This is a genomic window from Acinetobacter pseudolwoffii (assembly GCF_002803605.1).
Classification (GTDB): domain Bacteria; phylum Pseudomonadota; class Gammaproteobacteria; order Pseudomonadales; family Moraxellaceae; genus Acinetobacter; species Acinetobacter pseudolwoffii.
Genome location: NZ_PHRG01000011.1, coordinates 36,342 through 50,868, shown reverse-complemented (window position 1 = coordinate 50,868; position 14,527 = coordinate 36,342). Strand labels below are relative to the sequence as shown.

Annotated in this window: 10 protein-coding genes and 2 pseudogenes; 6 read left to right on the top strand and 6 right to left on the bottom strand. The window is 36.9% G+C overall.

All coding sequences use genetic code 11. The features are described 5' to 3' along the window. The coding region (locus CWI32_RS13590; protein ID WP_167381289.1) for an IS256 family transposase at positions 1 to 555 on the bottom strand (555 nt) is incomplete at its 3' end. A 1,791-nt stretch (positions 556 to 2,346) separates the two neighbouring features. On the opposite strand from CWI32_RS13590, the gene CWI32_RS13580 reads away from it, so the two are divergent. After that, entirely contained in the window at positions 2,347 to 3,336 is a 990-nt protein-coding gene (locus tag CWI32_RS13580) for a hypothetical protein (protein WP_100535542.1), read from the top strand. Between the two features lie 14 nt (positions 3,337 to 3,350). On the opposite strand, the gene CWI32_RS13575 is transcribed toward CWI32_RS13580, so the two are convergent. Then, a complete protein-coding gene (locus CWI32_RS13575; RefSeq protein WP_100535541.1) occupies positions 3,351 to 4,682 on the bottom strand; it encodes an LlaJI family restriction endonuclease in 1,332 nt (443 codons plus the stop codon). 7 nt (positions 4,683 to 4,689) lie between these two features. Further along, positions 4,690 to 6,357 (bottom strand): AAA family ATPase, encoded by a 1,668-nt coding sequence (locus CWI32_RS13570; protein WP_100535540.1) that lies wholly within the window; start codon positions 6,355 to 6,357, stop codon positions 4,690 to 4,692. A 76-nt stretch (positions 6,358 to 6,433) separates the two neighbouring features. On the opposite strand from CWI32_RS13570, the gene CWI32_RS13565 reads away from it, so the two are divergent. Next, a complete protein-coding gene (locus CWI32_RS13565) occupies positions 6,434 to 7,708 on the top strand; it encodes a DNA cytosine methyltransferase (protein ID WP_100535539.1) in 1,275 nt (424 codons plus the stop codon). Positions 7,709 to 8,004: 296 nt separating this feature from the next. Here CWI32_RS13565 and CWI32_RS13560 read toward each other — a convergent pair. Then, positions 8,005 to 8,196: pseudogene (locus CWI32_RS13560) on the bottom strand (transposase); the annotation flags it as partial. Between the two features lie 279 nt (positions 8,197 to 8,475). On the opposite strand from CWI32_RS13560, the gene CWI32_RS13555 reads away from it, so the two are divergent. After that, positions 8,476 to 8,853 (top strand): hypothetical protein, encoded by a 378-nt coding sequence (locus CWI32_RS13555; protein WP_100535538.1) that lies wholly within the window; start codon positions 8,476 to 8,478, stop codon positions 8,851 to 8,853. A gap of 159 nt (positions 8,854 to 9,012) precedes the next feature. Here the strand turns inward: CWI32_RS13555 and CWI32_RS13550 are convergent. Beyond that, positions 9,013 to 9,953 (bottom strand): annotated as a pseudogene (locus CWI32_RS13550) (IS5 family transposase). A gap of 533 nt (positions 9,954 to 10,486) precedes the next feature. On the opposite strand from CWI32_RS13550, the gene CWI32_RS13545 reads away from it, so the two are divergent. Beyond that, positions 10,487 to 11,524: a metallophosphoesterase gene (locus CWI32_RS13545; protein ID WP_100535537.1), complete on the top strand. Its 1,038-nt coding sequence runs from the start codon at positions 10,487 to 10,489 to the stop codon at positions 11,522 to 11,524. A gap of 88 nt (positions 11,525 to 11,612) precedes the next feature. Here CWI32_RS13545 and CWI32_RS13540 read toward each other — a convergent pair whose 3' ends face one another. Beyond that, on the bottom strand, positions 11,613 to 12,035 hold the full coding sequence (locus tag CWI32_RS13540) for an OsmC family protein (RefSeq protein WP_005171632.1): 423 nt from the start codon (positions 12,033 to 12,035) through the stop codon (positions 11,613 to 11,615). Positions 12,036 to 12,182: 147 nt separating this feature from the next. Between CWI32_RS13540 and crp the strand changes: the two genes are divergently transcribed. Next, the gene (gene crp / locus CWI32_RS13535; RefSeq protein WP_005171629.1) at positions 12,183 to 12,890 is read left to right on the top strand and encodes a cAMP-activated global transcriptional regulator CRP; all 708 of its coding nucleotides are present in this window, start codon (positions 12,183 to 12,185) and stop codon (positions 12,888 to 12,890) included. Positions 12,891 to 13,080: 190 nt separating this feature from the next. Beyond that, entirely contained in the window at positions 13,081 to 14,130 is a 1,050-nt protein-coding gene (locus CWI32_RS13530) for an NADP(H)-dependent aldo-keto reductase (RefSeq protein ID WP_100535536.1), read from the top strand. The last annotated feature ends 397 nt before the right edge of the window (positions 14,131 to 14,527 follow it).

Sequence of the window (14,527 nt, the reverse complement as noted above, 5' to 3'; positions counted from 1 at the left end):
AAGGAATACAGCCTTGTTGATAACACTGCCATTATGACGGACTTTAACTACAATACAGTCCATATAGACGMTGGGATAGAGTGCMTCCAGCGGACGGTTTTGCCATTCAGCGACTTGCTCCTTAACAGCATCAGTCACCTTGGAAATAAGCGTTGGAGATACATCAGCATCGTACATTTCTTTGAAAGTAGCCACGATTTCACGGGTAGTCATGCCTTTGGCATAAAGGGATAGAATTTGGCTATCCATTTGCGTGATACGAGTCTGATTCTTTTTAATTAGTTGTGGCTCAAATGTGCCATCACGATCTCGTGGTGTGGTGATCTCAATCTCACCATCATCGCTCAGCACGGTCTTACTGGAATAACCGTTACGAGCATTTGAACCGTTCTTACGAGCATTCTTTTCATGTCCGAGATGTTCGGTAAGTTCGGCATTGAGAGCCGTTTCAACAGTGAGTTTAGTCAACAATCGGGTGAATTGATTGAGATCGTCTTCTGTTTTGATTCCTTTAGCAAATTCTGCTGCAAGGTCTTTTAGTTTTTGTTCGTTCATCATGTTGCCTGACTCCGTTGTGAATATGAACATAGCAAATTCAGGCAATTACACAATTTAATTTACAGTCTCATGACGATCTTTTAACTTAATTAGATTAGAATCTAAATTTAAAAAATTAGAAAAGGCTACTCCTAAATGGATGTAGCCTTTAATGTTTTTAGAACTATACTGTTCATTTTTAACGCCTTTATTGGCTGCTCAATTTTTTCATGCTGACTTAAGCCATATTCCACTTCTAATTGCTGCTATAGACTCAGCTTTAACTCATCTAATATGGAAGAATGAGACACTAGCATTTTTCATGTTCGTGTGAACACAAGCTAAATAAGAAAGTATCTAGCAACTCCGTATAAGCAACATTTCTTTAGTGACCAAACTTCAGAATACTTATACTTTATCAATCATGGTCTAGTTTGAGCGACCAAGCCCAAACACAGGAATACGACCAAATATTCCCTTAACCTTCTTCTAACATATTGCCGAACATATTTTCATATGTGCCGACTCAAGCTTTCGCAGTGAGCAATCTGATAAATCTGATTGTTTTAGGATTCGCTTTAAGCTAGCTATCTCACTTAATACAGTTCTTTTTAATGAAGATCTGTATCACAACTTCCACAGGTAAAACCTGCTTTATATGCGCTACTTGCCATCGCTCCCACACTGTATAAATTGACAGACCTTTAACCAATTCAAGTCCTCTATAAAGTGCTTCCCAAGTTATTTCAAAGTGTCTTAATGTGCAGACCGTTTATCCTCTCGCTTGCATACATACTTCCTGTTTCCCCCGACCGTAGTTCCTTGGTTCTATCGGGATATGATGTATACACAACTTTATAAAGGGTAAAACTCTTACACTCCAATCAGCATCTATCGATTAATGCCGTTACACGTTTAAGCTATCCAGCGACCCATTCAGCTTGCGCCAAATGGTGCCAACTTCTCCACCGTTAGGCTCGAAGTCCTAGTACCTCACGGTACTCTCAGCAGCCATCGTGATTGGAAATGAGCATACTTTTCGCAAGTTGTTCACTTGCCTCGATCAAGCATACACACTCAGCTATTAACGGAGACTATCGCACATCCTATGCTGCTCCTGACTGTATCACCTTGAACAGGGTTTCAATTCAAAACCAAAGTTTTAAATCTAATCTGGCTATTCCTAACCAAATGACCATTTCGGAATAAATTCCTTATAGGCTCCCGTGTCCTTGTCGCCCAACAACTTTATATGCAATGCATATAGGAACTCTTAAATCCAAGTTGAATGAACGGATAGAAGAAGAGCATTGCAGCTCTCCAGCCCCCGTTGCAACGTACCGAGCGAGGTTTCCCCAGCAGTCCGCTACATCGGCAGTACAAGAATGGTTAGTTCAGGTACTCACGGCAATATGTATCAAAGTTTTGAATGGTGGTCTTAAACCCATCCAGAACTTCAATGAAGAAAATTAAGGATGGATGGTCAGTCCACTATTCGATTGATAATTCCATATTAGTACATCTAATTTTAAATATCAATATTATTGATAATAAATTTAAAATGATATAAATTTAGCTTATGAAGGTTGTGTCGTCATTAGGAACTACTTAATTGCCACCTTACAAAGTGAGGTGACCAATCACAAAGCTATGGCTCTGCCATAGTGATTTTGAGCAAAGCTCAAAAGTAAAAAATGACTTAATTTAGACAATTTCTATTGTTGACTGACATAAATTCAGAGACGGGATTCCATAGGGAAAAAGTGGATTGTTGCTTTACAGCAAAACTGTATTGTTGGATAACAAAAGATGATTGATTACAGCCCTCATACCAAATACACGGCACAGAAAATTCAGGACAAAGTAACTCGTGGAGCATACTTTTACTCATCATTTAGTATTGATAATGGTATTGGCTCAACAACCAATATTAAGAAACTCATTGAAAAACTCACGATCAGATATGATCTAAATTTAACTAGTCGTCAGAGAAATTACCGCCTTAAAACAGGAAAACCTATTGCAGACTTAATTGTTCAAGATGTGATGTATGAAAATAGATGGCTTTTTATTTTATTAATCACCACGCCTAACAGCCATAAACACAGTAAACAGCCAATTCGTTCTACTGAACAGCAAAAGCAAATCGGCAAAGATAAAATCTTTGAAATAGAAGAGTTGTCTTTTTCTAGAAAGCATATCATTGCTGAAACCGACTTAATCCACGACTACTTTAAAGACAATGAGGTTTTGAAGTTTGTAATGTCTAAACCTTATCTAGAATTAGATTTTTCAGGATATTCAGCAGAGCTTGTTCGGATGACTCACAAAAAATATAAATCCAACTCCGATAAATTTTATAAAACGCCAAGTAAACCCTTTAGTTGGACTTGGAGATGGAAAAAAGAAGTTATAGCGAAAAAGAAGACAGACTTAGTTAATATTATAAATCGCTATGTTTCACAACCTAACAAGGCTAAACCAATTGAAGATCTTGTTAAATGGCAGTCCTATTTTCAAACCTATGCTGTTTTTAGAGGAATGCGGCAACAGGTTGGACGACTATATACATTAGGGAAATTGTTTTTATATAGTCGTGGCAAACAAAGATGGGATGATCAAAATCTACCAATTTTGAAATTATATTTTGCCCCACGTTATGAAACATATGCGGATGGTTATGAGGAATATTGTTTGAGAAGGGAGATCTACGTTAATTTTGATGTAGAACTCCCTAGGGATTTAGCTTTAAGAAGTAACTGGAGTGAAATAGATATTTATTTATCTAAACAAATTTAACATTTACCTTCTTGTTATGCAGATATAAATCCAACAGCTCTAAAGGGGGGGGTATACTTGCAATCCAATGGAGGAAATTCTTTATCATGAAACTGGACATAATCTGAATTAATTATGACCTTTTTCAAAATAGAGTCTCTCAATGAAAATTTGATCACCTCTTTAAAAATAAAATGTGAGAATTTAGGAATAGGTTTCAATACTGTGGCCATTTTGACTTTCTCAAAATTATGTACTGAACCAGGGAATATCAAAATATTTTTGACAGTATAGTCTGAATACTGGGGGAGTGTTTTTAAAGCCTTTTCATAGAAAAATTGTTTAACTAGATCTCCCCAACCAGGTGTATTTTGAGAATTAGTTGCTTTGTAATATTTTGCATCTAATATAGAAATAGATTTCTCTATTTCATCAATGACAACGATATCTGTCCTCATTCCATCTTTGATAGCATGTTTCATATCTTTAATAGCGGAAATATATCGAGGTTTAGGTAACATGCCATTGAGAGATATTGTATTGTTAAATATTTTTAGTAGCATATGCTCCCAAGCACAATGAAATTTAGTCACTCCAATAATGTTAGTACCTTGTTTTTCGGTATGAAAATTTGATAAAAAATTAATAAGTAATTTGATAACTCTGATTGAACGATCTTTATATTGGTTCTTTAATTCAGACTTAAGTAATTTGATTTGACTGTTAATACTTAATTTTGATTTGTCTGCATGTTTAATGTCATAAGGCAATTTCTTAAATCTATTATCAAAAAAAACATTATCTAAAAAAATTTTTTGTAGAACTCCAGCATGAATTTTTGTAATCTCATAATCAAAATTTATTCTATTTTTTGAGTAAAAATCTATATAAATAGGACAATTATTTTGGTCAGGAAATATTAAACTTTTGTTTAATGTTGCTCTCCAATCGATTTTACCTCTATTTTTTTTTAAAGTATTAATCTCCGAAATAATTAATCCTTTATTAAGATAATCATCAATTATATTTTTTCTTACATTTAATTGATCTAAACCTAGTAAGTCTGATTCTTGAAGCTCATCATCAGGATGAAAAACTTTATTTTTCGTTGAGTTAAAGTATTTATTTAATGAGGAAATCAATAAGTTTGAATAATGATATGGATTAGAATCAATTATTGACCTATCTGAGGAGAGGGGAAAAAATACATACTTTTTACTTTCCAATAATATTAAACCGCAGAAAGACACAAATTCATTATTAGTTGAACTTATCAACTGATTTTCAATTATGAACTTTTGAATTTGAGTAGGGAGTGATTTGACTTCACATCTATCAAAAAGAATTTCTAAATTAGTTAAAGTCATTTTTATATCATTTACCACAAGACTTTAAAAATTCATCATTGAATACAACTTTATCATTTGCTACTTTATAATTGAGTTGTCCAAAAGTCTTAATTTCCTCTATAAAAAAATCTGTTTTTTCATGATGTCGTAGTACATCATCCCATAGATACATAAGAATTTTGTTTTTTAAAGTCTCATTAGCCTTTGGAATAGTATCTATTTCTTCTGTGCTAACAAACCAAGGTCCCAAATGACGATCTTCAGGAATATCCAAATTTGAAAGAATGTTATTAACTTTTAATGCAAAATCTTTCCATGCTATACAGATAGCATCAGTAGCTCTTTGTAGCTCAAAAGAACCTTGAGCATGTGATGGATTGCCATCTTCATCAAATGATTCAAAATCTATAGGTTTATAAATATATTTCCATCTACGTTTGAATGCTGAGTCCATAGGCTCGACAGCTTGGTCACTAGTATTCATAGTTGCGTAAATAGATAAATTTGATGGGATTCTTATCTGATTGTCTATTAAAGGGTTGGTTAAATTTTCTGTTAAAATTTTTATCAAATCTTGATCATTGATTTTTATTGAATATTTACTCACGCCATTTTTTCTATCTAGAAGTTGGAAAATTTCTCCAAATACAGCTGCACTTTTCGCGCGATTAATTTCTTCAATTACAAGATAGTAGTGGTGTGCGGGATCATTTAAAGCTTTGATTAATATTTCAGTAAATGGACCTATTTGAAATTTATATTCAACTCCCGTAAGTCCCATTGTTGGTTTTAAACATCCCACAAAATCTGAAAAATAAGTTTCTGCATGAAAAACTGTTCTGATAGAGTTTTTTTCATCAACTAAATTATTAATTTCATTACTTTTACCTGTGCCTGGAGCACCAAAAAATATAATATTTTCACCTGGGGTAGTATGGGCTGTACCTGATTCACTTAAAACTTTAAGTGTAGAACTTACGCTACTTGAAGAACCTGCACCCATATTGATAGAGGATTTTATTGCATTTAAATCTGCAATAAGGGATTTATCTAAGGTAACTGCATAAATTACTTCTGATAGCTTATCCGAAGTTGAAACAATAAACTGTGTTGCAGTTAGCAAAGTACTTTTAAATAAATCAGTATTACCTCTTTCAAAAGTTTTTCCTGATGCTTTATCTAGTTTTGTGGAAACATTTCCTAAATTCCACCAAGCTCTGTCATAAATAAATTGCTTAAAATTTAAAAAATTAGAATTAGCATTTGTAGGATTTTTAGCTTGTAGAATTGATAGAGCTTCTGTTTCAAACTTAGTTTGTTCAGGTGATTTTACCGTAGGCTCAGATTTCATGGGATATTGTTTTAAAAATTCACTATCCTTAAATTCTGGTATTTTTTTAAGTTCAGCAAGCACTTCACTATATGCGTTAAAAGCTTCTGCCAAAGGATAAAAAGCCAATGCAACCCAAAGCCATTTAGATGGAAAAATTGCAAATTGATCCTGTTTATTTGTATATTCAACAGAATAGTCTGAAATCTTTGTATCAGCCTTTAATTCTTGATCTAAAAGAGGTTTTAATTTATTTATTAAATCCTGACTTAAAAATATATCAGTCTTATTCGGCAGGTTTTTATACGTTTCTCTACAATCTGTTGTAAGTTGATTTAAGTCTTCAAGAATAAAATTAGACATATTTTTTGTAAGTCCTGGTATTAAAACTTTAACAGTGCTAAGATTTCATCCGGGATTAAAGGCGGATAAGTTTTAAATGAAATATGAATCACTTGATATAGCATCTTATATCAGAAATAAACGAATTAACATGGGTTTGTCGCTTACTGAATTCGCTCTATTACTTGATATGAAAGAAAATGGTGAGCGAACTGTTCGTGGATGGGAATCTGGGGAACATAAGCCAACTAAAGCTAAATGGGAAAAGATTCTAGTCCTGCCTGACCACACACCTTTTAAACAAAAAGAAGAGGGTTCGTATAAATTTACTTTTATTGACCTTTTTGCTGGTATTGGTGGTATTCGCTTACCTTTTCAAAAACTAAATGGTAAATGTGTATTTAGCTCAGAATGGGATAAGTTTGCTCAAAAAACTTATGCAGCTAATTATGGTGAGCTTCCTTCAGGTGATATCACTCAAATTTCCGCTAAGGACATTCCTAATCATGATATCTTGATGGGAGGTTTTCCTTGTCAGACATTTTCTCAAGCTGGTAAGAAACAAGGATTCCAAGATACCCGTGGGACAATGTTTTTTGAAATACAGCGTATTCTAGTTGAAAAAAGACCCAAAGCTTTTCTTCTTGAAAATGTTAAACAGCTGCAGGGTCATGATAAAGGACGTACTCTCCAAACAATCTTAGAGATTTTAAGAGGGGAGTTTTCTGAACAAACAGAATTGGATATCAGTTTATCTGAAGAAAACAAAAAGGCTTTATCAGAAAAACTAAACTACTGGGTTGATTTTAAAGTTTTAAGAGCAGCAGATTTTGGTGTACCACAAAATCGGGAAAGAGTTTTCTTGGTAGGCTTTGACCGTGATTATTTTGGGCCAAACTGTGATTTTGATAAATTATTTTCATGGCCTGTTCCACCTAAAACTCCTACCAGACTAGGTGATATTCTTGAAGATCTAAGTAATTTAGCGCCCGAACAAGACTGTTATACTATCTCTGATAGACTCTGGGAAGGTCATCAACGCCGAAAACTAGAACACGGGGTTAAGGGGAATGGGTTCGGTTATACCCTTTATAATCATGATAGTGTTTATGCTAATACCTTAAGTGCCCGTTATTATAAAGATGGTTCTGAAATTCTGATTTCCCAAGAAGAATTAGGCAAGAACCCAAGAAAGTTAACGCCAAGAGAATGTGCCCGATTACAAGGATTCCCAGAAGATTTTATTATTAATGCTGTTTCACAAGTCCAAATTTACAAGCAATTTGGAAACTCGGTTTGTGTAAAAGTAATCGAAGCTCTAGCTAAGCAGATTGTAGAATGTCTGGATCAAGCTGAAAAAACTCTCCTCTAAAAAACAACTCGATCTACTTTAGATCTTTAAAGTATTCATATGGGCATCTTCTTATAGGATTTGCCCATTTTTAATTCCCATGCCAGATCCACCTTATAACGTGGTTTGTGATAAGTGGGGACTGAAATCATTTAAGTTTATGATCTTCCATGCAACTACATTTCTGTTTATCTGGTTATCTATTTGTCTTACAACAGCCTTTGTTGCATAAATATTCAAAAGCTGAGTTTCCCATAATCCATTCAAATTTAAGTAAGGGTGGAGTACGAATATCACTGATATTTGGGGGCTGCTCAGCCACAGAGTTTAATCAGGCTTTGAGCAAAGCCAGTGACCATACGTAAAGAAGGATGGAATAAAGATTTGATCATTAAACAGCATTAAATCGCTATATAGGAATAAGTATGATTTCGTCCGTGCCTGCGTTGTGGTTGTGCATACCATTGGGTCTCAGGATCAAACCAGATTGAAATATTTCCTCGCTTCATTTACCCACTTTTTAGAGCGGCTTGCGAAAAGGTCTTTTTGATTAAATCGCGTTAATTTCGGTAAGAAAGACACACCAGAATACTGAAAATGGTGATAAATTATACTTATTGGTTTAATGATTAATAGGTTTAAGCTCAATATTGTGTTGTATAGATCGGTTGTTTGCTAAAAACACCGAGAAAAACAATCGAAATCGGTGCGTGAGCCTTAATGCTATTCTTCAGGATACTTGATCAGGCAGTAAGGGTGAGTTAAGGCTTGAGTGCTAGGAGATTGATATGAAAGATTTTCTAAAACGTATTTTTGGTCAAGGTAAAAACTTACCACCAAAATTACCGAAACATATGGAAATGAAAAATTTAACAGTGGGTAGTATTCCACCACCAATTCCGTCTAATAAGGGGAGTGGGCTACCAATAAGCAGCCTGCCACCACCTTTTCCAAAAGGTGCTTTTGTTGCAGGAGGTATGGGGTTTGGTGTTTTGCCCCCGCCATTCCCAACTACTGCTGTAGTGGATACTTGGAGCAAAAAACCTGCTTTGGCAAAAAATAGCGATTTTGATGACAATTACCCTTTGGGCTACCAAACTATCGACCCCAACGAAGACCCAACAAACCCATTGCGCCATGCTTTCGATACATGGAGTGATATTTAATTAAAATCATTTAAGTTTAAAGCCTGCAATTTATGTGGGCTTTTTTATGCCTGTTAATAAGGCTGAATAAACTATACATAATTAAAATATTATAAATAACTTAGATTGACTTTGTTGCACAAACACTCAAAAGCTGAGTTTTCCCCAATCCATTCAAATTTAAGTAACAACTTGGATGTGAGGTCTATCTAATTCCGTAAATATATTCAGAGCTGCCACATGCGCATGAATTTGATTAACCTGACTTCGAAAATGTCTTGCCGTCAGCTTATTTCCTCATAATTTGATGCAATGCATCTTGGTTTTCGCCAAACTGCGACGGTGATAACCCGACCATTTTTTCTATAGGATTCTGCCTAAATATTTAACTGTTTGAAGTAACTCATTTCTTTCTATTGAACTGATTTTAGAATCTTTCTAGGGCTTGGCATTCTTTCTGGGTGGAATTACTGCATGTGCTTGACGATCTGAAACCACTTGCTTGCAGCACTTCGTGTCTACGCCCCATCGGTATAGACAGAATCTATTCGCTCATTTGGTGGGATTTGATTCACTAAATCACCTAATACTTGTGAATCACTGACATTATTTGTCGTAAGCTGAGCTGCACGTATTTGCAGTGTTTCAGCATCTATACCAATATGCAGTTTACGCCATTGCCGACGGTATTCAGGCTGATGTTTCTTAGGCTTCCGTTCTCATTCACTTAAAAATTTTAAACCCGTAGAGTCGACGAGTAGATGTAACCCATCACGGCTTTTCTGATAGCTTATCGCAATATCAATATGCTTTTGTCGTCTACACAGGGTGGAGTATGAATATCACTGATATTTGGGGGCTGCTCAGCCACAGAGTTTAATCAGGCTTTGAGCAAAGCCAGTGACCATACGTAAAGAAGGATGGAATAAAGATTTGATCATTAAACAGCATTAAATCGCTATATAGGAATAAGTATGATTTCGTCCGTGCCTGCGTTGTGGTTGTGCATACCATTGGGTCTCAGGATCAAACCAGATTGAAATATTTCCTCGCTTGATTAAAGCTTGGTTATAAGAGGACCAATTGGTTGTACGGTAGATTTTAGGTACAGGCTTCTTCATCTGGAAATTATATTGCTGAAGAGGTCTTCAAGAATAGCTTTGTGCAACAAAGCCCTTTCATAATAGGATTGGATAAATATTTTTGTAACAACAAATAAGTCGACACCAATCGACACCATCTTTATTTAAATATTTGATATTCAATAAATGTGCCCTACGTTGACATCGTAGAGGTCTCCAGTTCGAGTCTGGATATACCTACCAAGATTCAAAAAAGCCCATTCAAAGAATGGGCTTTTTTATGACTTAATTTTAATGTAATAAATTTAATTGTTTCATAAAGTCCAGCCTGCACTCAAAAATACAAAAAAATAGCAGGACTAAACTCTTAAAGCATATAAGGATTATGTCTGGTATTTTTTAGGTCATTTTAAAATCAAGATAAAATATATTTTATAAAAAATCTTTATTTAAACCTGACATATTTTAACTGAACTATTTAAAGTATCTAGTGTTCTGTATTCCGATCTAAAAAAATTTAAAGCATACTCCAAGGATGTTCATCTGGCTTCATTTTAACTCAGGATGCATAAGTGAAATATTCATTTATACAACAGGCTTTCACTGGCCCCGTGGATATCGTTGGGGATATTCATGGCGAGATTGCAGCACTGGAACAACTGATTCATGTATTGGGTTATGACCGGCACGGTCGTCATCCTGAACAGCGTAAACTGATTTTTGTTGGTGATCTGTGTGATCGGGGGCAGGATAGTGTCGCGGTGATCAAGCGGGTCAAACAGCTAGTAGATGAAGGCTATGCACAATGTGTCATTGGCAATCATGAATTGAACCTGTTGACCGATACTTTTCGGGAAGGCAATGGCTGGTTTTTTGGTTCACCGCATCAGGATGATCTGAAACCTTTTGATTCCATACAGGCTTCAGCCACAGACCGTAAGTGGATTCTGGATTTTTTAAATCGCTTGCCGGTGGCGCTCGAGTCTGAGCAGCTGCGTGTGGTACATGCCTGCTGGCATCAGCAATCCATTGATCGATTACGTGATTCTCATTTCAATTCGCTCAGAGAAGCCTATGCTAAATTCGTTGAGCATACAGCGCTGGATTTGCAAGCCTTAGGTATTAATGAATTAATACAGAATGAACAGCAACAATACCAACACCAGTTCAAAGACCCAGCTGCAACTTTACCTTTATTGCAACACCTCGCAGAAAAAGAGCTTCGTGAGCAGATGCATAATCCAATTCGGGTCATCACTTCAGGTGCAGAACAGATCGCGGTGCAACCCATTTACGCCGGTGGCCGATGGCGCATGATCGATCGTTTGCCATGGTGGGACAGCTATACCGATCAAATTCCAGTGATTACTGGGCATTATTGGCGAAACTTTAAAACTACTGAAGAAAAGGCCGGACTATTTAAATCGATCGATGCATTGCAATGGTATGGACAGCAACAAAATGTATTTTGTGTAGACTATTCAGTGGGCAAACGCTATCTCGATCGTCAGCAGGGCGTCGCGTTCAGACATCGACTTGGCGCTTTAAGATTTCCAGACAATATTCTGATCTTTGAAGATGGCACCCATTACCTGGTTCAAGGGACTTAATCAGATAGAGTCTTCAGAAGTTTTGCTCGGCAATTTGTTGGTATAAAATAGCAGCCATTCAGGCTGCTATTTTTAGAAGATTGCAAGTTTATTCTGCTTCGATAATTTCATAATCATGGGTAATTTCAACGCCGCCATCCGAAAGCATTTTGCTGGCAGAGCAATACTTTTCTGCAGAAAGTTCTACGGCTTTTGCCACCTGTTTCTCTTTAATGGCTTTGCCTGTCACGACAAAATGTAAGTGAATTTTCGTGAAAACTGCCGGAATTGTATCCGCACGTTCAGCCTTTAACTCACAACGTACATCGCTAATATCCTGACGGGCTTTCTTCAAAATGGTCACAATATCAAAAGATGCACAGCCACCCAGACCGGTTAAAAGGAGTTCCATTGGACGGGGACCACGGTTTTCACCGCCATATTCCGCTGAACCATCCATAATGATGGTATGACCACTTTGAGTTTTTGCTTCAAAAGCAACATTCTCTAACCAATGAACGCTTGTTTGCATTGCAACTACCTAAAAAAAGCTATAAATTTGTCAAGTAACTGTACACTAACATAAATTGGGTTGATACGGAATTTCAATCCCACTGTGTGACAAGTTCACATTAGGTCTTGTGCGATCTATACATTATCCATATTCGGAACCGTAAGCATGACTTCAAACTTTTCACAATTGAGCACAGATGCGCTTTCTCCGGGGCAATTACCAGAATCCGTGAAAGCACTGTTAAAACGTGCATATATTAATCGTTATCCAAAACGTACTACGATCATTGATGCAGGATCAGAATCTAAATCTTTGTATTTGATTTTGAAGGGGTCTGTATCCATCATTCTTCGTGAAGATGATGATCGTGAGATTGTCGTGGCATATTTAAATCCAGGTGACTTTTTTGGGGAAATGGGTTTATTTGAGGTAAATCCACAACGTACTGCAGAAGTTCGTACACGTGATGTGTGTGAAATTGCTGAAATCACCTATGAAAATTTTCATGAAATCAGCAAGCAATATCCTGATCTGAGCTATGCAGTATTTGCTCAGCTGGTACGCCGTCTGAAAAATACCACACGTAAAGTGACTGATCTGGCATTCATTGATGTTTCAGGCCGTATTGCACGTTGCCTGATCGACTTGTCTTCTCAGCCTGAGGCGATGATTTTACCAAATGGCCGTCAGATTCGTATTACCCGTCAGGAAATTGGCCGTATTGTCGGTTGTTCCCGCGAAATGGTCGGCCGTGTACTGAAGACACTTGAAGAACAGGGCATGATTGAAACCGATGGTAAAGCCATTCTGATTTTCGATGTTTCTCTGGAGGAGCCAGAAACGGTCAGTGCCGGTGAGCTCGAAGACGAATAAGTCAAAAATAAAAAAAGCAAATCTTCTGATTTGCTTTTTTTATCTCTACTTTAAAAGCACAAATCCATTCGAACATAACAATTTGGCACAAGCTTTTTAGAAAAGATAATTTAAGTTCCCTTATCATTCCCATAGGCTATAGCGCATGTGATCGCAATAAACGACCGATAAATTTTAAGGATATTTTTTTATGCAGTTCAGACCATTGGCAGATACAGGCATTCTTTTGCCGGAAATTTGTTTGGGCACCATGACATTTGGTGAGCAAAACACACAGGAAGAGGCTTTTCAGCAACTGGATTATGCTTTGGATCAGGGAATGTATTTCTGGGATACTGCGGAAATGTATCCGGTTCCGCCGAAACCTGAAACCCAGGGTGCAACCGAGCGTATGATTGGTAACTGGATTGCCTCTCGCGGTGGCCGTGACCAACTTTTTCTGGCCTCAAAAATTGCCGGTCCTTCACAAGGCGGCAGTCATATCCGGGATGGCAGAACCCGTTTCGTTGCAGATGAAATTGCATCAGCGATTGACCAGTCCTTGGCACGTCTGCAAACCGATTATATCGATTTATATCAGCTGCACTGGCCGCAACGTCCAACCAATTTCTTTGGCAAGCTGGGCTATGGTAATGTAGAAGCGGCAGAAGATCGTGCAGTAACAGGTCTGGAAGAAACCTTAACCGCTTTACATCAAGAGATTCAAAAAGGCCGCATTCGTTATATCGGCCTGTCCAATGAAACCCCATGGGGCACCATGAAATTTTTACATCTGGCTGAAAAACTTGGTTTATCTAAGTTTGTCAGTGTGCAAAATCCCTATAGCTTATTGAATCGTACTTATGAAATGGGCATGTCAGAAATTGCCAAATACGAAGGTGTAGGCCTGTTGGCTTATTCACCTTTGGCATTCGGTTATCTGACCGGTAAATTCCGTCATGGTGCGCGTCCTGCCAATGCTCGGGTTACTTTATATTCGCGCTTTAGCCGCTATAGCAATCCGGAAAGTGAATGGGCGACCGAACAATATGCACAACTGGCCGAGCAGCATGGTCTGACTTTGACGCAATTGGCTTTGGCCTTTATCAAACAGCAGTTCTTTGTAACCAGTACTATTATTGGGGCCACCAATCTGGATCAGTTAAAAGAAAATATTCAGGCCTTTGAAATCGATTTATCTGAAGACGTACTGAAAGGTATTGAAGCGATTCACTGTCAGCAGCCAAATCCGGCTCCATAATTTTTATCGTTATTTAGACGCACCCTTGATTGAGGGTGTTTTTTTATTGTTGATTACACGCTTATTTTAATGAAAAAGAGTATGGGAAAGGATCGTCAAATCCGCATAATTAAAACATCATCCATAAAAGATGCTCTTATAAAAATGAATCATGAAACTACTTTGTCCCAAACAAAAGTATGAGCGAAAGCCATACGGAAGTTGCTGAACTAATTTTTCTTTATCAGTGATAAGGCCATTAATCACCTCGAGTATTGATTCAAACTGAACAGAAACTCTCTGAAGTTCTTCATTTGGTAGAAGGGTTAGGACAGCATATGTAAGCCAATTTTGTTTTAAATTATCCCGATACAACTAAATAGCTTAATCAAGATGATGAGTTAGCGCTAGTCTTGGG